The sequence below is a fragment of the Streptomyces sp. NBC_00193 genome (assembly GCF_026342735.1).
GTDB lineage: Bacteria > Actinomycetota > Actinomycetes > Streptomycetales > Streptomycetaceae > Streptomyces > Streptomyces stoeckheimensis.
This window is the reverse complement of record NZ_JAPEMM010000001.1, coordinates 1,065,401-1,082,961: the sequence shown is the minus strand read 5'-3', so window position 1 is coordinate 1,082,961 and position 17,561 is coordinate 1,065,401. Positions and strand designations below refer to the sequence as shown.

14 protein-coding genes are annotated in these 17,561 nt (G+C 72.7%); 7 read left to right on the top strand and 7 right to left on the bottom strand.

The window, feature by feature from the left end; translation table 11 throughout:
* Nucleotides 1–36: 36 nt before the first annotated feature.
* Entirely contained in the window at nucleotides 37–294 is a 258-nt protein-coding gene (locus OG898_RS04425) for a hypothetical protein (protein WP_266955086.1), read from the top strand.
* Here OG898_RS04425 and OG898_RS04420 read toward each other — a convergent pair.
* Complete coding sequence (locus OG898_RS04420; protein ID WP_266955084.1) at nucleotides 273–1,388, bottom strand: glycosyltransferase; 1,116 nt, start codon at nucleotides 1,386–1,388, stop codon at nucleotides 273–275. The two genes, OG898_RS04425 and OG898_RS04420, sit on opposite strands and share 22 nt — an antisense overlap.
* Nucleotides 1,389–1,531: 143 nt before the next feature.
* Between OG898_RS04420 and OG898_RS04415 the strand changes: the two genes are divergently transcribed.
* Nucleotides 1,532–2,755: a transposase gene (locus OG898_RS04415; protein WP_266955082.1), complete on the top strand. Its 1,224-nt coding sequence runs from the start codon at nucleotides 1,532–1,534 to the stop codon at nucleotides 2,753–2,755.
* A 12-nt stretch (nucleotides 2,756–2,767) separates the two neighbouring features.
* On the opposite strand, the gene OG898_RS04410 is transcribed toward OG898_RS04415, so the two are convergent.
* The gene (locus tag OG898_RS04410; RefSeq protein ID WP_266955080.1) at nucleotides 2,768–3,307 is read right to left on the bottom strand and encodes a WcaF family extracellular polysaccharide biosynthesis acetyltransferase; all 540 of its coding nucleotides are present in this window, start codon (nucleotides 3,305–3,307) and stop codon (nucleotides 2,768–2,770) included.
* Nucleotides 3,308–3,430: 123 nt separating this feature from the next.
* Here OG898_RS04410 and OG898_RS04405 point away from each other — a divergent pair, with 123 nt between their 5' ends.
* The gene (locus OG898_RS04405) at nucleotides 3,431–4,936 is read left to right on the top strand and encodes a hypothetical protein (protein ID WP_266960074.1); all 1,506 of its coding nucleotides are present in this window, start codon (nucleotides 3,431–3,433) and stop codon (nucleotides 4,934–4,936) included.
* A gap of 54 nt (nucleotides 4,937–4,990) precedes the next feature.
* Entirely contained in the window at nucleotides 4,991–5,572 is a 582-nt protein-coding gene (locus tag OG898_RS04400) for a TetR/AcrR family transcriptional regulator (RefSeq protein WP_250744806.1), read from the top strand.
* Between the two features lie 20 nt (nucleotides 5,573–5,592).
* Here the strand turns inward: OG898_RS04400 and OG898_RS04395 are convergent, their stop codons facing one another.
* Genes OG898_RS04395 through OG898_RS04385 form a run of 3 tightly spaced genes read right to left on the bottom strand, consistent with a single transcriptional unit; the run spans nucleotide 5,593 to nucleotide 9,826 of the window.
* Nucleotides 5,593–6,849, bottom strand: a complete 1,257-nt coding sequence (locus tag OG898_RS04395; protein WP_250744807.1) for a hypothetical protein — start codon at nucleotides 6,847–6,849, stop codon at nucleotides 5,593–5,595.
* Nucleotides 6,846–8,624, bottom strand: coding sequence for a polysaccharide biosynthesis tyrosine autokinase (locus OG898_RS04390; RefSeq protein ID WP_266955077.1), 1,779 nt, complete (start codon nucleotides 8,622–8,624; stop codon nucleotides 6,846–6,848). Before OG898_RS04390 ends, OG898_RS04395 begins: the two co-directional genes overlap by 4 nt.
* Nucleotides 8,621–9,826 carry a glycosyltransferase gene (locus OG898_RS04385; protein ID WP_250744820.1) on the bottom strand — a complete coding sequence of 402 codons (1,206 nt, stop codon included), beginning with the start codon at nucleotides 9,824–9,826 and terminating at the stop codon, nucleotides 8,621–8,623. Before OG898_RS04385 ends, OG898_RS04390 begins: the two co-directional genes overlap by 4 nt.
* Nucleotides 9,827–9,998: 172 nt before the next feature.
* Between OG898_RS04385 and OG898_RS04380 the strand changes: the two genes are divergently transcribed.
* Entirely contained in the window at nucleotides 9,999–10,472 is a 474-nt protein-coding gene (locus OG898_RS04380) for an adenylyltransferase/cytidyltransferase family protein (RefSeq protein ID WP_250744809.1), read from the top strand.
* A gap of 28 nt (nucleotides 10,473–10,500) precedes the next feature.
* On the opposite strand, the gene OG898_RS04375 is transcribed toward OG898_RS04380, so the two are convergent.
* Nucleotides 10,501–11,244 carry a CDP-alcohol phosphatidyltransferase family protein gene (locus OG898_RS04375; RefSeq protein WP_266955074.1) on the bottom strand — a complete coding sequence of 248 codons (744 nt, stop codon included), beginning with the start codon at nucleotides 11,242–11,244 and terminating at the stop codon, nucleotides 10,501–10,503.
* Between the two features lie 127 nt (nucleotides 11,245–11,371).
* Nucleotides 11,372–13,519 carry a glycogen debranching protein GlgX gene (glgX, locus tag OG898_RS04370; RefSeq protein ID WP_250744811.1) on the bottom strand — a complete coding sequence of 716 codons (2,148 nt, stop codon included), beginning with the start codon at nucleotides 13,517–13,519 and terminating at the stop codon, nucleotides 11,372–11,374.
* Nucleotides 13,520–13,921: 402 nt separating this feature from the next.
* On the opposite strand from glgX, the gene OG898_RS04365 reads away from it, so the two are divergent.
* Together OG898_RS04365 and OG898_RS04360 are read left to right on the top strand one after the other, a co-directional pair.
* On the top strand, nucleotides 13,922–15,193 hold the full coding sequence (locus tag OG898_RS04365) for an Ig-like domain-containing protein (protein ID WP_266955071.1): 1,272 nt from the start codon (nucleotides 13,922–13,924) through the stop codon (nucleotides 15,191–15,193).
* Between the two features lie 93 nt (nucleotides 15,194–15,286).
* Entirely contained in the window at nucleotides 15,287–17,503 is a 2,217-nt protein-coding gene (locus OG898_RS04360; RefSeq protein WP_266955069.1) for a choice-of-anchor A family protein, read from the top strand.
* Nucleotides 17,504–17,561: the final 58 nt, after the last annotated feature.

Sequence of the window (17,561 nt, the reverse complement as noted above, 5' to 3'; positions counted from 1 at the left end):
TTCGACCCGGACGGGCCGCGGAGGCACGATGGGCCGATGACGCCGACCGAAGCCGCAGTCCAGGCGCTCGCCCGCCGCATGCTCGCCGGCGCCTTCACCCCTTCGGAGTTCACGCTCCGAATCCACCGCCGCTACGGCCACGCGCTGCCCCTGACCGAGCGGCTCGCCCAGCTCGACGACGAGTACGGGACCCTTGAATACGGCAACAGAACCGTGGCCGAAGTCGACGCCGAGGTCATGGCCGAGGCCCGAGAACTCGCAGGCCGGCCTCCTCAGGCGGAGATGTCCGCGTAGACCCCCAGCAGCGTGTCCAGGACGGCGTCCATCGAGAAGGCGGACGAGGCCAGTTCGCGGGCGGCCTTCGAGGTCGTGGCGTTCTCGGCCGGGTCCAGGAGGGACAGGACCGCTTCCGCCACGCCCGCCGGGCCCGGGTCCACCGCGCGACCCGCGCCCGCGCGGGCGATGTCGCGGGCCAGGCCGTTGGAATGGGTCACCACCGAGGGGACGCCCACCGACAGGGCCTCCAGGACCGACATCGGGAACGGCTCGTCCACCGAGGGGAGCACGTAGACGTGGGCGCGGCGCAGCTCCGTCAGGACCTCCGTGCCGGACAGGGCGCCCGGGACGGTGAAGCGCGCGGAGAGGCCCAGCTCCGTGATCCGGGCGCGCACCGCCGCGAGTTCGCCCTCGTCCGGGCCGGCCACGACGAACTCCGCGTCCGGGTGCACCGCCAGGACGGCCGGGGCGGCGTCCACGAAGTCCACCGGGCGTTTACGGGCCTGCAGGCGGGCCGAGTAGAGGATCCGCGGAGGCCCGGACGGGGCGGGGCGCTCCTCCTGGGCCGGGGTGCCGTTGACCAGCCGGACGGTGTTCGGGAGGGGTGCCCCGGCCACCGCGTCGAGGCCCTCGCGCTCGTGCGGGGTGAGGTACAGCAGCGCGTCGGCGCCGCGCAGCAGACGGCGTACCGCCACCGCGTCCAGCACCTTGGCCAGCAGCTTCCCGCTCGGGTCGACCATGCCGTGGGTCTGCAGGACCAGCGGGGTGCCGGCCCGCAGCGCCGCCAGGGCGACGGGCAGGGTGACCAGGTCCCGCGCCAGGTGGACGTGGACCACGTCGGCGCCCCGCACCAGGCGGCCCGCGGAGGCGAGCAGGGCCGGCGAGGTCATCCCGCTGAAGCCGAGGGGGAGCAGGCGCCGGGCGGGGAAGAGCTTCGCCGGGACCCCCTCCACCGAGGTGGGCCAGGGCTCGGGGAACCCCTCGCCCAGCGCCAGCAGGTTCGCCTCGTGCCCGCGGGCCCGCAGCCCCTTGGCCAGGTTCAGCGCAACCCGTACCGGCCCGCCGAAGGCGTGCGTGGGGGAGTGCAGGGTGACGGCGTGCAGGACTTTCACTGGATCTCTCCCAGGATGCTCAGGGCTTCGGTCTGGGGAGGAGTGGGTCCCGCCGTCGTGGGCGCGGAGCGCCGGAGTTCTGCTCGCATCTGTTGTGAGCTGCGCTTTCTTGCGTTGTCAGTGGGCGGGTCTAGGTTGAGCGCATGGCGGCATCTCAGGAGACGGAAGAGACCGGGCACGCCCGGTTCACCTACCGGCTTCGTGTGTCGTCCACCGCGCTCGCCAAGTTGTCGGGTGAGTGGGACCGGTGCCGCTGGATCTGGAACGAATGCACCGCTCGGTCGAAGAGGGCCCGCGCCGAGGGCAAGAAGTGCGGCCCCGCACGACTGGACAAGATGCTGACCGAAACCCGCACCATGAACGGGTGGTTGCGCGATGGCAGCAGTGTTCCGCAGCAGCAGCTGATCCGGGACTTCGGGAAGTCCCGGGCCAAGGCGCTCAAGGACATCAAGGCCCGGTTGCCGATGCGGCAGCGGGCGGGGATGCCGAAGTTCAAGAAGAAGTCCCAGGCCGATCCCACGCTCAATTACACCCGTCGTGGTTTCCGGATCAAAGACGGCTGTCTGCACCTCGCGGGTGGGATCAGCCTGAGGGTGGTCTGGTCCCGTAGCCTCCCGGCGGACCCGTCGTCGGTACGGATCTACCGCGACAGCCTCGGCCACTGGTACGCGTCCTTCGTTGTCTCCGCAGAAGTCCAGCCGCTCCCGGAGATGGGCGCGGTGATCGGCATCGACTGGGGTGTGAGGGAGACGGCGACCACCACGAGTGACGCCCATGACCTCCCGCACCCCGAGCACGGGAAGAAAGTGGCTGCCGGGCTCGCCCGTTATCAGCGGATGATGGCGCGCCGGAAGCCGGTGAAGGGCGAGCCCGGGTCGAGGGGCTACCGGGCGGCGAAGAAGCAGGCGGCGAGGCTCCACAAGAAGGTGGCGCGGCAGCGTCAGGACACCGGCCGCAAGTGGGCCAAGGCTGTGGTCCGCGACCACGACGCCCTCGCGGTGGAGGACTTCCGGCCGAAGTTCCTCGCCAAGTCGACCATGGCCCGCAAGGCCGCCGACGCCGCCATCTCCGCCGCCAAGACGGCGCTCATCGAGATGGGCCGCAAGCACGGGCGCATCGTGCAGCTTGTCCACCCCGCGCATACCACCATGGATTGTGCGCAGTGCGGAGCGAGAACCAAGCACGCACTACCTCTCTCTGAACGTACCTACACCTGCACCGCGTGCGGAGCCGTGTCCCCCAGGGACAAGAACTCCGCCCGCGTGATGCTGGTCCGGGCTGGTCTCAACCCGGCTGGTGCCGATCGTGTAAGAGCTGACGGACCGCAGGTCCACAGCCAACGTGAGCCAGGAATCCCCGCCCCTTAAAGCGGGGAGGATTCAATTCGGCTCCTTGACCGGGCGGCGGTGCCCGTCCTGGGTCTGCAGGGTCAGCGCGGGGAGGTCCTTGTGGACCACGGACCCGGCGCCGGCGACCGCGCACCGGCCGATGGTCACCCCGGCCAGCACGGTGGCCCGTACCGCCACCCACGCGCCGTCCTCGACGGTGACCGGCGCGTTGCGGTAGCGGAAGTCGGCGGCCCGGTGGTCGTGCGAGCCGGTGCACAGCAGCGCCTCCTGCGAGACGCAGGCGTGCGCGCCGATCGTCACGGGCTCCAGGTTGAGTATCCAGGCGCCCTCGCCGATCCACGCGTGGTCGCCCACGGTCAGCTTCCAGGGCCACAGCACCCGCACCCGGTGGCGGATCAGCACCCCTTCGCCGATCCGCGCCCCGAAGGCCCGCAGCAGCGCGACCCGCAGCCGGGCGGGGCACAGCCAGCTCATGAAGAGCGTGTTCATCACGGCGAACCAGAGCGCCTGCGTCAGCCGCCCGCGCCCCTTGTCGTATCCGGCCAGCGTGAAGGCAGGAAGATCACGCACGGGCACCCCCTCGCACTGCGGCCCCCAACGGCGCCTTCGAAGGCGCCTCCCCGGGCGCCGAGCGCTCAGACTAGACTGCGGCCGGATCAGGCACAGGGGGTGGGGGCGAGCGTGGCGACCGACATGCGCGGGACCGCTGCCGGGGTGGTCAGGGCGGTGCCGCCGCGGCCCGGCGAGGAGAAGAGCTGGGGCCGGGTCACCACGCCGCGGACCCTGCTCTCCCGGGCGCTCTCCGTCCCGCTGGCCCTCGGATTCACCGTCTTCCTGCCCCTCTTCGTCGCCGTGCAGCCCGGCGCCGGTCAGCACGATGCCGCCTTCTGGCTCCAGCTCCTGCTCACCATGTACGCGGGCGCCCGGCTCTCGGCGATGGTCCTGACCAGCCGCCGCAAGCTGCTCCAGGGCTCCTTCTGGCTCTTCGTCTACATGGCCATGGGCGTGGCCCCCCTCGCGCAGGCCGTGCTCGGCCAGGTCCCGACCCCCGTCGTCGGCCCGCGCTCCGACCTCACCGCCTCCATCGGCCTGGTGCTGCTCGGCTGCGCCGTCTTCGACGTGGGCGTCCTGCTGGCCCGGCACCGGCCGGCCGGCCGCGCGGGCGGTTCGCTGAAGGAGCCGCGCCCGCTCATGACGCACCGCAGGCGCCTCTACGTGCTGACCGGCGTGGCGTTCCTGGGCGGGGCGGCCCTGATCGTGAAGCTCGGCGGTCCGGCGGTGTTCTTCTCCAGCCGCCAGGAGATCATCGCGGGCATCGAGGAGGCGGGCGTCTCCCAGGACGGCCAGGCCGGGCAGGCCCTGCTGCGCGGATTCGGCACGGTCCCCGCGCTGTTGGCCCTGCTGCTGTACACGCGCTGGCTGATCACCTCGAAGTTCGCCCGCCGGAAGATGTCGATCATCGTCACCTGGTCGGCGCTCATGGTCCTCAACCTGATCGTCAACAACCCGATCTCCAACCCGCGCTACTGGTTCCTCACGGTCATGTTCGCGATGCTCTTCACCGTCTTCCCGGTGAGCGCCGCGATGTACCGGGTGGCGCTGTCCATGGCCGTGGTGATCGCCCTGCTGATCTTCCCGTTCGCGGACCGCTTCCGCTACGACGAGAAGAACTACAAGCCGGTCGAGACGACCTCGTTCCTGGAGCCGATGGCGCTCAAGGACTACGACCAGATCGGCATGTTCGCGAACACCATCACCTTCGCCGAATCGGGCCCCGGCCATTCCTACGGGCGCCAGCTCGCGGGATCGGTCTTCTTCGCGGTGCCGCGCTCGGTGTGGTCGGGCAAGCCGCGCGACACCGGCGTGATGGTCGGCCAGTGGATGGGCACGGTCAACACCAACCTCTCCTCGCCGATCTGGGCCGAGCTGTGGATCGACTTCGGGCCGCTGGGCATGGGGGCGGGGCTCCTGGGGATGGGGTACGCCTCCGCCCGCGTCGACCGGCGTTACGCGAAGCGCGCACGGCGCAGCTCGCCGCCCGGCAGTCTCATCTCCACGGTGGTCCCGCTGGTCGCCGGGTACTCCTTCATCCTGCTGCGCGGGCCGCTGCTCCAGGCCTCGGGCCGGATCGCCATCGCGGCGATGTGCCTGGCGCTCGTGGCCACGTACCGGCAGGACCGTTCCACCTCCCTGCGCTAAAGGTGGAACCACTCAACTTGTGCACCGAATACGCACCGCCGGTACAGTGGTGTCATGACCGAGACCGTGGGGCGCCGCGAGCGCAAGAAGGCCCAGACCCGCAAGGCCCTGGCCGATGCCGCGCTGAGCCTGTTCCTGGAGCACGGGTACGACAAGGTCGGCGTCCGTGACGTGGCGGAGGCGGCCGACGTCTCGGTGACCACGCTGTTCAAGCACTTCCCGAGCAAGGAAGCCCTCGTCTTCGACGAGGACGAGGACATCGAGGCCGCGCTCGTCTCGGCCGTACGGGACCGCGCGCCCGGGCAGTCGGTCCTGCACTCCCTGCGCGAGCACTTCGTGGAGACCCGGGCGAGCCGCCGGATCGACGACCCGGCGGTGATCGCGCACATCAACCTGGTCCGGGAGACGCCGGAGCTGCAGGAGTACTGGGACCGGATGTGGCGGCGCCACGAGGTCGCGCTCGCCGCGGCCATCGCGGAGGAGACCGGCGCTCCAGAGGGCGACCTCAGGTCCGCCGCGCTGGCCCGCTTCGTGATGGACACCGCGAGCCTGATCCGCGGTCAGGAGGACCAGCACCAGGCCATGCGGGAGCTGTTCGCCCTGATCGAAGCGGGCTTCGGCGACACCCCGGCCTGACCAAGGGAGCCGGTCCTGCCTCAGGCCGCCCGGACCTGGTCCGAGGGGCCCGCGGCGGCCGGTTCGGGGTCCGGGGCGGGGGCGGGCAGCCGGGCCACGCGCAGCCAGCCGGCCGCGGCCTTCGCAGCGGAGCCGAGGGCGAGGCCCCAGGCGGCCCCGGCCACGCCCCAGGCGGCGTACCCGCCCAGCAGCAGCCCGACCGACAGCAGCGAGAAGACCACCTGGAGCGAGAGGGTGGCCTTCGGGTTCAGCACCCGCAGGGTCAGCAGCGCACAGGTGCCGAGCCCCATGACGGCGTACTGGGCACCGGTCGCGGGCAGCAGCGCGGACGCCGCCTGCCAGGTGTCGCCGAGCAGTTCGCGGCCGGCCCGCTCCGGCAGCGCGTACAGTACGGCCCCCCACGCGGCGCCGGTCACCGCGAGCGCGCCGCCCATCAGCGCGGTCAGCCGGACCACGCCCCGCTTTCCCGAGGCCCGGCCGACGATTGGCGGGCCGAAGGAGTTCGCGGAGTTGAACAGCACGTTCAGCGGCCCGAAGAGGGTGGTCGCGCCGCGCAGCGCGCCCACCGCCAGCGGGGTCGCGAAGACGCCGAGTCCCAGGACGGCGAGCTGGCTGGAGCCGTTGCCCACGGCGAACTCGACCACGAACCGCTGCCCGAGGTGCCCGCGCCGCAGGTACGGCCGCAGGTCGGCGGCGGCGCCGCGCACGGAGGGCCGCAGCAGCCACAGGCCCAGCGCGAGCGCGGGCAGCGCCGAGACCCCCCACACCAGCACCAGGCGCCCGGCCGACGCGCCCTCGGGCTGGAGCAGCAGTGCGGGCACCACGCAGGCGAGGCGCAGTGCGTCGGCGGCCAGCGCCCGCTGGGGCGCCCGCAGCGCGGAGAAGCAGTAGCGCAGCCCGTCCTGGAGCAGCACCAGGGGCAGGACGAGTCCCAGCGCGAGGAACGCCCGGCCGGTGGCCCCGGGCAGCAGCAGGCCCGCGAGGGCCACCACGGCGCCGACCGCCGCCCCGGCGGCCCCGGTGAAGGCGAGGCCGGAGCGGCAGGCCGCGGCGAGGCGGCCGGTGCCGGGGTCGTCCTTCTCCAGCACCAGGGTCTGGCCGACGTAGGCCATGTTCAGGCCGAGCAGCACGGTGAAGGTCACGTAGACCATCGTGAAGTCGGCGAAGCCGGCCGCCGAGGAGAGCCGGGCGGCCAGCACCAGGACCAGGATGTTCGTGGCGCTGGACGCGGCCTGGTCCAGGACCGAGGCGACCGCCGCGAGGCCGCGCCGGCTCACCGCCGGCCCGTGCGGACCGTACGCAGGGCGACCGTGTCGGTGCCGTCGCCCGGGACGTGCTGGGCGGCGTCGGCGGCAGCGACCTCGTACGGGATCGGCTGCGGCTCCCGCGCACCGGGCGAGGGCGCCGGGGCGGGCGCGGGCGGCGCGGGCCGGGGCTCCTCGGCGGCGGGGTCGCCGCCCTTGGGGGCCCGGCCGAGGCCGCGCTTCTTCTCGCCCGGCAGCGGTGCGTGCAGGACGGCGCCCAGCACCGTGCCGCCGGCCCCGCTGATCAGCTCGCGGATGCGGGAGAGGTCGGTGCGGCGCACCGCGCCGGGGTTGCAGACCACCAGGACCCCGTCGACGCGGTCGACGAGCGCGAGGGCGTCGGCGTACGAGAGCACGGGCGGGGCGAGCACCACGACGGTGGAGTTGGGGGAGTCGGCCTCGGAGATCAGCCGGGAGGCCCGCTGCGAGGTCAGCGCGCGGGGCACGTTGCGCACCCGCTCGCCCGGGATCAGGTCGAAACTGCCCGATTCCCCGGCGTCCACGAGGAGCTGGCGGCCGTCGGGCCACTCGGTGTCCCCGTGCTGCGCGCCGGGGCCGCCCTGCGACTGGCTCCAGCGCGGCCGGCCGGTGGCGTCGGTGGGCAGCTGGCTGGCCAGCACCGGGGTGCGCAGGTCGGCCTCGATGAGGAGCACGTCCTTGCCGGTCTCCGCGAAGGAGGCGGCCAGGTTCACCGCCACGGCGGCGGCGATCTCGCTGCTGCCGCGCGGGGCGACCACGAGGAGGCGGCGCCGGTCCGCGAAGCGGGAGTCGTAGGCGAGCCGGAAGGCCACCGAGCGGAACTCCTCGGCCAGCCGGGGGTCCTCCTCGCCCGCCGCGAGCAGCGGCCCGCCGTCGGCCTTGCTCCGCGGCAGGGAGCCCAGGACGGGCGCCCGCAGGGCCCGGGCGACGTCGCCCTCGGAGCGCGGAGCCGGGTCGAAGACGAGGCGCACCCAGGCGCCGAGCAGGCCCAGGGCGAGGCCCACGGCCGTGCCGAGCGCGAGCGACATGGGCAGTCCGGGGCCGTCGGCCCCGTGCGGCGGGACGGCGGTGCTGGTGACCCGGCCCGGGGTCATGTCCAGGGCCTGGAGCTTGGCGATGTTGCCGTTGAGGGTGTTGATCTTGCCCTGCTGGTCGGTCTTGGCGGAGTACGCGGCGTCCCGCGCCGGACCGGCCGGCATGCCGGTGATCTGCTTGGACAGCTCCTCGAGCTGCTTGACCACCGGATCGCGCTGCTCCTGGTAGCCCTTGACCATCTTGTCGCGGGTGACGTCGAGGGCTTCCTGCCGCTTGAGCAGGTAGGCCTCGGTCATCGCGTTGGCGCGCTTGGCGGCCTCGGCGGGGGAGGAGGCGGTGTAGGTGAAGCGCAGCACCATCGTCTGCGGGGGGTTGGTCACCTGCAGACCGGCGCGCAGGGCCGAGAAGCCGGTGGCAGAGACCCCGAGCTTCTTGGCGGCCTCGTTGGCTATGGAGCTGGAGAGCGCGACCTGCCGCTCCGAGCCGATGTTGATCGCCTTGTCGGGGGCGAGGCTCGGGTTGAAGGGGTCGTCGGTGGGTGCGCGCAGCACGATGTCGGCGGTGGCCACGTAGGTGTCCGCCGTGGAGACGCCGAGGTAGACCCCGCCGAGCAGGCCGATGCCCACGCCCGCGCCGATGAGCCGGCGGTAGCGCAGGAGCTGGCGGAACTGGTCCCGGAGCAGGTCCGGTTCGTCCTCGGCCGGAGCCGCTGCCGGGCGGTTGGTCTCGATCACGGCCGGGGACCCCCAAGTGCTTCGTCCATCAGTGCGTCGATGCGGGCGAGGCCCGCCTCACGGCTCAGGTGCGCCGCCACGTGGCGCGGCCCGGCCGCCCCCAGCGCGTCCGCGCCGGCGGGGTCCTCGGCCAGCGCCCGCACGGCCTTCAGCAGGGCCTCCGGGTTCTCCGGCGGTACGAGCACCCCGGCGCCCGAGCGCTCCACTTCCTGGGCGGTCCCGCCCAGCGCCGCGACGGAGGCGACGACGGGACGGCCGGCCTGGAAGTACGAGGTCAGCTTGGACGGCACGCTCATGTCCATCACGGCGGCGTGCTGCGTGACCGCGAGCACGTCCGCCGCGGCGAGGATATCCGGGAACTCGCCGTCCGCGGCAGGGGGGATGATGTCGAGATTGGGAACGTCGGCCGCCAGGTCGGCGAGGGCGGAGCGCTGGCTTCCGTCGCCCATCAGCACGAATCGGACGCTCGGGTCCAGCCGGGCGGCGCCGACGAGGACCTCCAGCCCCTGCTTGAGCCCCATGTTCCCGGAGTGCAGGACGACGGTCTGGTCGGGAGCCCACCCGAGGTGGTGGCGGGTCCGTCCGCGCGGCTTGGTGGGCAGCGCCACGTGGGACCAGTTGGGGACGAGCCGGATCCGCTCGGGGTCCACGCCCATGCCGACGACCCGGTCGACGAAGGTCTCGTGGATCACACCGACGAGGGTGGCCCGCTTGAGGGCGTGGGCCTCGGCCCGCCCGGCGAACGCGGCCGCCTTGTCCCCGCCGCTGATCCCGCTCTGCGCGGCGGCGGCGCCCATCAGGTCCTGGACGACCGGGACGAAGGGGACCTTCCAGCGTGCCGCGAGACGGGCGGCGAGCAGGCCGCCGGCCAGGCTCGGCATCTGGGCGAGGACCGCGTCCGGCTTGGCCATCCGGGGCGGGGCCACGGAGCCGTGCAGCAGAATCGATCCTTCAAAAAGGGCCCGCCGGAGGGCGGTTTGGCGCGGGGGAACGGTGTGCGCGCGCCGGTGCACGGTGACACCCGCGCGCTGTTCCGTGCGCCGCAGCGCCCCCTTGTACTCCGGCTCGACGGACCAGGCCGGGTAGTGGGGCATGCCCGCCAGGACGTGGGTCTCGTGACCGAGATCCGCCCAGTGCTCCGCGATCTGGGTGGCGTACGGGCCGATGCCCGTGTGCTCGGGGGCGTAATTCGTGGAAACCAGCAGCAGGCGCCGCTGACCGGATTTCGACACTGGACGTCCCCCTCTCACCAGGATGATGCGCACGTCACCCTATTCGTTCACCGGCAACAGGGGGAACGTGCACGCTATTGTCTGCTAATCCGCCACACCGGGGTGTGCGGCTTCTGGGGGATAACACGTGACGGAGCGGGACATGTCGGAATTTGCCGAGCCTGGACGTAGACCACACCGCATCGGTTATGCACCAGGTGCTTACGATCTGTTCCATATCGGACACCTCAACATCCTTCGCCACGCCCGGAGTCAGTGCGACTACCTGGTGGCCGGTGTCGTGTCCGACGAGATGGCGGAACTGGCCAAGGGGCGGCGCCCGGTGATTCCGCTCGTCGAGCGGCTGGAGATCGTCCGCAGCGTGCAGTACGTGGACGCCGCTTTCGTCGAGACCGTCCCGGACAAGGTCGAAACGTGGAAGCAGGTCCGGTTCGACGTCATATTCAAGGGCGACGACTGGCGCGGCACCCCCAAGGGCGACCAGCTGGAGAGGGACTTCGCCGTGCACGGGGTCGAGGTCGTCTACTTCCCGTACACGGTCCACACCTCCAGCACCCAGCTGCGCCGGGCTCTTGACGTGCTGTCGGAACCGCTCGCCACGGAACAGCGGGGCTGAGACGCCCTGCCGCGGGCGCCGGCCCCGGTCACTTCGGTACGGCGCTGAGCTCCCGGTACCACTTCGCGAGGAATGCCAGCAGGAACAGCGCGGCCATCACGCCCGCCCCGGCGTAGGCCCAGCGGAACACGCCGCTGCCGCCGAGGAGCAGGAACACCAGGCAGAACACCCCGTAGTCCACGGGCAGCAGCGCCACCGCGCGCAGGGTCGACGGCGCGGCGGCCGCACTCCCCGGCGCCGGCTTCGGCTTGAGCTTCTCCGTCAGCAGCCCCCCGAAGAAGGTCACGACCGCGGCGAGCTGGAAGCCCAGGGGCACCAGCAGCCAGCCGGCCGAGGCGGCCCCGTCCGCCCCGCCATCGATCCCGTAGGCCTCGGGAAAACGGTAGAAGGCGATCAGCACGCAGGTGTGCAGCGCGGTGAGCTTCGCGCAGTCCACGACGTGGTCCAGCCACTCGCCCGCCGCACTGCCGCCCCCGCGGAGCCGGGCGAGCTGCCCGTCGGCGGAGTCGAAGGCGAAGCCGACGGCGAGCAGGGCCCACACCGCGAGCCCCAGCCCCCACGAGGGCGGGACCAGGGCGACGACGGCCGCGCCCGCGAAACTCAGGGCGGCGCTGATCAGCGTCACCTGGTTCGGGGTGAGCCCGAACGCGTACGACCCGGCGGCCAGGTACCGTCCGACGGGCCGGTTGACGAACCGGGAGTAGAGCGACACGCCCTTCGCCGACTTCTGCGCCCCGCGCAGCTCCCGCAACGCGGTCCCGACACTCGCCATCGACACAACCCCTCGAACATCCGTATATGCGTGCGTGCGTACGAAGGGCACATCATCGCAGGGTGCTCCGAGCGCTCCCGACCGGCTCAGCCCACGTCTTCCGGATCAGGCCGGATCCAGAGACGCCCTAGCCCACCACCTTCAGCAGCAGCACCGCACGGGCCGGGACGGTCACGCTCTCGCCCCCGCGGTGCACGGTGGCGGGCGCCGCCGCCTGGTCCTCCCGGGAGGTGTCCAGGACCAGTTCGTACGCGCGGCCCCACGGCGCCCCCGGCAGCACCCACGCCACCGGCCGGTCCCCGGCGTGCAGGAGCGCCAGGAAGCTGTCGTCCGTGACCTGCCGCCCGCGCTCGTCACGGCCCGGGATGTCCTGCCCCGACAGGTACAGCCCCACCGACCCGGCCGGGGCGTACCAGTCCCGCTCGGTCATCTCCGCCCCCGCCGGGGTGAACCAGGCCAGGTCCCGCAGCCCGTCCGCCCCTTGCGAGCGCCCCGAGAAGAACGCGCGGCGCCGCAGCACCGGATGGGCCCGGCGCAACGCCAGCAGCCGCCGGGCCAGCGCCAGCAGCGCCTGCCAGGACGGGTCCTCCAGCAGCGACCAGTCCACCCAGCTCGTCTCGTTGTCCTGGCAGTACGCGTTGTTGTTGCCGCCCTGCGTCCGGCCGAACTCGTCGCCCGCCACCAGCATCGGCACCCCGGTCGACAGCAGCAGCGTGGTCAGGAGGTTGCGCAGCTGCCGCCGGCGCAGCGCCGCGATCCGCGGATCCGTGCCCTCCTCGGGCTCGCCCTCCACCCCGCAGTTCCAGGACCGGTTGTCATTGGTCCCGTCCCGTCCCGCCTCGCCGTTCTCCTCGTTGTGCTTGGACTCGTACGACACCAGGTCGCGCAGGGTGAAACCGTCGTGCGCGGTGATGAAGTTGACCGAGGCGTACGGCCGCCGCCCGCCCCACGCGTACAGGTCGCTCGATCCCGACAGCCGGTACCCGAGGTCCCGTACGTCGGGCAGGGCGCCGCGCCAGAAGTCCCGCACGGCGTCCCGGTACCGGTCGTTCCACTCCGTCCACAGCGGCGGGAAGGCCCCCACCTGGTACCCGCCCGAGCCCACGTCCCACGGCTCGGCGATCAGCTTCACCCGCCGCAGCACCGGATCCTGGGCGATCACCGCGAGGAACGGCGAGAGCATGTCCACGTCGTGCATCGAGCGGGCCAGCGCCGCCGCCAGGTCGAAGCGGAAGCCGTCCACCCCCATCTCCGTCACCCAGTACCGCAGCGAGTCGGTGATCAGGCGCAGCACGTGCGGCCGCCCGGCGTGCAGGGTGTTGCCGCAGCCGGTGTAGTCCGCGTACCGGCGCTGGTCGGACTGGAGCCGGTAGTACGCCCGGTTGTCGATCCCGCGCAGCGACAGCGTCGGGCCCAGCTCGCCGGCCTCCGCCGTGTGGTTGTAGACCACGTCGAGGATGACCTCGATGCCGGCCGCGTGCAGCGCCTTGACCATCCGCTTGAACTCGCCGACCTGCTGGCCGGCCGTACCGCTGGAGGAGTACGCGGCGTGCGGGGCGAAGTATCCGATCGAGTTGTAGCCCCAGTAGTTGCGCAGGCCCCGGCGCAGCAGGTGGTCCTCGTGGGCGAACTGGTGGACCGGCAGCAGCTCCACCGCCGTCACCCCGAGCCCGGTCAGGTGCTCGATCGCCGCCGGGTGGGCGAGGCCCGCGTACGTGCCGCGCAGGTGCTCGGGGATGCCGGGATGGCGCATCGTGAAGCCGCGCACGTGCAGTTCGTAGATGACCGAATCGGCCCACGGGGTCTTCGGCCGGACGTCGTCCGCCCAGTCGTCGTCATCGTGGACCACGACCCCCTTCGGGACGTGCGGGGCCGAGTCGCGGTCGTCGCGCACGGTGTCCGCGATGTACTGCTGCGGCCAGTCGCGGACGTGCCCGTACACCTCCGGCGGCAGCAGGAAGTCCCCGTCCACGGCCCGCGCGTACGGGTCCAGGAGCAGCTTCGCCGGATTGTGGCGGGCGCCCGTCCACGGGTCCCAGCGCCCGTGCACCCGGAATCCGTACCGCTGCCCGGGGCGCACCCCCGGCAGGAAGCCGTGCCAGATCTCGTGGGTCAGCTCCGTCAGCGTGCAGCGGCTCTCGGAGCCGTCCTCCGCGAAGAGGCAGACCTCGACCGCCTCCGCGCCCTGGGCCCACAGCGCGAAGTTGGTCCCCGCCGTGCCGTCCGGCCCCTGGTGGAACCGGGCGCCCAGCGGATGCGAGGAGCCGGGCCACACGGGCGGTCCGGGGCGGGTCCGCTCCCGTACGGTCGCCGCATGGACTCTGACCTGGCCGTTTGACGCCCCGCTCCCGTTGCCCCTTCCGTTCCCGTTCCCGTTCCCGGCTCCGCTTCCGTTTCCGGTCCCCTGTCCGTTCCCGGTCCCGGTCCCGTCGGGGTGGCCCGTCCCGTTCGGATGCCCGGTCCCCGCGACGGCTTCCACCGACTCTTGCTCGGCTGCGCTCGACACTGCCCGCCTCCACGGCTCTCGGTACCTGCGGGGGTGGGGGAACTGCGGCCCCGGCGTCCCTGCCGCGGCCCGCCCCCGTCTGGTCCTTCCCACTGTTCTGCCCGGACTGTCCTGCCTGGAACGTGGGCCGCGCCCACGTTTCCCCCGGAGGGGCCCGGTCGTTGGAGGAACGTGACTCTTCTGACGAGGCGGGCAGGGGCGGGCTTGGCCGCCGTGGCGGTATGGGCGGGCCTCCTCGGAGGCCTGGCCGGATGCACCGAGAACGGCGGCTCCCCGATCGAGATCCAGCTGCCCGGCAAACCCCGGTCACCGGACGAGGCGATCAGGATCACCCCCGACGACAACGCCAAGGGGGTGCCGGCCGAGGGCCCGCTGCGGGTCACCGTGCCCGAGGGCCGCCTGGAGCGGGTCGTGGTCACCAAGGTGGAGGACGCCCAGGAGGAGAAGGTGCCCGGCGCCATCGCCGTCGACGGGCTCAGCTGGAGCCCCGACCCGGCGGCGGGCCGGCTCGCGCTCGCGGCCAAGTACACCGTCGACGCGGTCGCGCTCGACGGGCACAACCGCCGCCAGGCCCGGCACACCACCTTCACCACCTACGTTCCCGAGGAGCGGTTCATCGGCTACTTCAAGCCCGAGAACCGCTCGACCGTCGGCACCGGCATGATCATCTCCTTCGGGTTCAGCCGGTCCATCGAACGCCGCGCCGACGTGGAGCGGGCCATCAAGATCACCTCCGACCCGGCGGTGGAGGTGGCGGGCCACTGGTTCGGCGACGAGCGCCTCGATTTCCGGCCCAAGACCTACTGGAAGCCGGGCACCGAGGTCACGGTGAAGATCGGCCTGCGGGACGTGGAGGGCGCCCCCGGCTCGTACGGGATCCAGGACAAGACCCTGCGCTTCACCGTCGGCCGCTCCCAGATCTCCACCGTCGACGCGGCCGCGCACACCATGGAGGTCCGGCGCGACGGCGAGCTGCTGTCCACCGTGCCGATCACCGCGGGGGCGCCGAAGAACATGACCTACAACGGGAAGATGGTGGTGATGGAGCTCTTCGACGTCACCCGGATGAACGGGCAGACCGTCGGCTTCGGCGGCGAGTACGACATCCCCGACGTCCCGCACGCCATCCGCCTCACCCGCTCCGGGACCTTCCTGCACGGCAACTACTGGGCGAGCCCGGACACCTTCGGCTCCACCAACGTCAGCCACGGCTGCATCGGACTGCGCGACGACAAGGGCGGCGGCTCGGACACCCCGGCCGGCTGGTTCTTCGACCGGACCCTGGTCGGCGACGTGGTGGAGGTCGTCAACTCGCAGGACAAGACGGTCGCCCCGGACAACGGGCTGGGCGGCTGGAACATGTCCTGGCCCACCTGGGTCGCGGGCTCCGCGCTCGGCTGCCCCTCACCCCAGTCGAGTGATTGTCCTACCGGAATGCCGTAGCGGGGGAGTGTCGGTCCGCCCGGCTCGCCGGAGCCCGCCGCCAGCCTGTACGGGGCCTGCACGCACGCGGCGGCGGGCAACGGACGGAGCGTCATGTCAGCAAGGAAGTGGACCCTCGGGCCCCTGGGGCTCGCCCTAGGGGCCGTACTGGCCGCAGGTGCCCCGGCGGCCCTGGCGGCTCCGGCCGCGCCCGGCCCCGGCGGGCAGCAGCCGGCGCCGGCCCGGCACGCCGCCGCCCTGCGGGCCCCGCTGCCCGGCGGACTCGGTCCCTGCCTCGGCGCCGGGTGTCCGCCCGTGTTCCCGCCGATCGAGGTCGGCACCGACCCCAACGGCTACGACGAGGGCATCAACGTCTTCGTCGGCGCCGACTTCCTGGTCCGCGAGCGCGCCGCCGAGGCCGAGGGCAAGGTCGTCGTCCTCGGCAGCTTCGACCAGAACAAGAACCTGGCGACGGGTGTCGGCGGCGGGTACAACATCGGCATCGTCGGCGCGGGTTCGCTGGTGCGGCCCCCGGCCGGATCCGACTTCCTCACCACCGGCCGCAACGTCACCGTCGCCGCCCAGCAGCGGCTGATCTCGGACGGCGGCGTCGTCCGCCACGCGGGCACCGCCCCCGGGCCCGGCACCGTCACCGGCCCGCTGGTGGCCGACCCGGCCGCGATCACCCCGTACGCCGGCCTGCGCGACCAGCTCACCGCGGCCAGCCAGTGCTACGCCCGGGTCGACGGCAGCCCGCGCCCGGCCACCGGCACCGCCGTCAACCGGGACGGCACCACCGTCTTCACCGGGGACAACACCTCCGCGCTCCAGGTCTTCACCGTGGACTTCGACCTGGTGGGTCCGACCGGCGGCGCCGTCGGCATCCGCTTCGACCGGATCCCGGCCGGCGCCACCGTCCTCGTCAACGTCACGGGCCCGGCCCGCACCCTCAACACCTACAGCGGCACCATCAACGACACCGGGGCGGGCGCCGACCCCTGGAACGGCCTGCGCACGCGGCTGCTGTGGAACTTCCCCGACGCCACCGCCGTCCAGCTGGTCGGCACCGGGCAGTTCCAGGGCAGCGTGCTCGTCGGCGAGCAGGCCTCGCGCACCACCGTCACCCTCCCCGGGACCAACGGCCGGTTCTTCACCACCGGCGAGCTCGTCCACACCAGCACCGGGGGCGGCGGCCAGGAGTTCCACGCGTACCCCTTCAACGGCGACCTGCCGGACTGCGGGAACACCGGCCCGGTCACGGGCGCCGTCTCCGTCACCAAGCGGGACGACGCGGACAACCCGCTGGCCGGAGCCACGTACGAGCTGTGGCAGGAGACCAACGGCACCCCCGGAGCCCAGTTCACGAGCCCCGGCGGGGACACCAAGGTCGACGACTGCGTGACCCCGGCGAGCGGCATCTGCTCCCGCACCGTCCCGCTCGGCACGTACTACTGGCGCGAGACGCAGGCTCCGGACGGCTATCGGCTCGCGGAGAACCCGGTCGCCGAACTGACGCTGACGGAGCAGAACGCCGCCGCCGGCGCGAGCGCGAGCATGAGCAACGCGAAGCTTCCGGGCAGCGCCGAAGTGGTGCTGCGCAAGTCCGACGCGGACGGCGGGGCGCTGCTGTCCGGGGCCCGCTTCGAGCTGTGGCGCGAGGCCAACGCCGTGACGGGCCTGCAGACCACCGGAGCGACCCCCGACGAGCAGCTCGCCGGGTCCTGCACCACCGACGCGCAGGGAAGCTGCACGGTCCAGCTCCCGGTGGGTGAGCGGTACTACTGGCGGGAGACGCAGGCACCGGCCGGCTACGACCTGCCGGCGGACCCGGTCACGCCGTTCGACCTCGACGCGGGCCACGTGACGACGGGCCTCGTCGTCGGCGTCACGGACGAGCGGACCGAGGATCCCGACTACGAAGGGTCGATCGAGGTCCTGAAGAAGGACGCGAAGACGAAGCGCCCGCTGCGCGGGGCGGTCTTCGAGGTGTGGAAGGAGACCAACAGCACCGCCGGCCTCCAGACGCGCGGCATCAACCCCGACATCAAGGCGACGGCGGGCTGCGCGACCGACGGGGCCGGGGCGTGCTCGTTCCCGGGCCTGGAGGAGGGCTGGTACTACGTGGTCGAAACGGCCGTGCCGGAGGGCTACGTCCTTCCGCGCAACCGGGTCACCGGCCCGCTCCACCTGGACGAGAGCACCCCGGACCACCGCCTGGTGGTGACCCTGGAGAACAAGCGGGACCACCACGGCAAGGGCGGCAAGGACAAGGGCAAGGGCGGCAAGGGCAAGGGCGGTAAGGGCAAGGACCCGAAGCAGCCGCGCGCCTAGGCCGCCCGGGTGGGCCGGTGACCCTGCCGGCCCACCCGGCGCGCCGGGGCCGGGCGGA

Bases quoted from the DNA above. Each gene is read 5' to 3' on its own strand.
- OG898_RS04405 (WP_266960074.1), top strand. From the start codon at position 3,431: ATGCGCGGGACCGCTGCCGGGGTGGTCAGGGCGGTGCCGCCGCGGCCC.
- OG898_RS04380 (WP_250744809.1), top strand. From the start codon at position 9,999: ATGTCGGAATTTGCCGAGCCTGGACGTAGACCACACCGCATCGGTTAT.
- OG898_RS04375 (WP_266955074.1), bottom strand. From the start codon at position 11,244: ATGGCGAGTGTCGGGACCGCGTTGCGGGAGCTGCGCGGGGCGCAGAAG.
- OG898_RS04415 (WP_266955082.1), top strand. From the start codon at position 1,532: ATGGCGGCATCTCAGGAGACGGAAGAGACCGGGCACGCCCGGTTCACC.
- OG898_RS04360 (WP_266955069.1), top strand. From the start codon at position 15,287: ATGTCAGCAAGGAAGTGGACCCTCGGGCCCCTGGGGCTCGCCCTAGGG.
- OG898_RS04425 (WP_266955086.1), top strand. From the start codon at position 37: ATGACGCCGACCGAAGCCGCAGTCCAGGCGCTCGCCCGCCGCATGCTC.
- OG898_RS04400 (WP_250744806.1), top strand. From the start codon at position 4,991: ATGACCGAGACCGTGGGGCGCCGCGAGCGCAAGAAGGCCCAGACCCGC.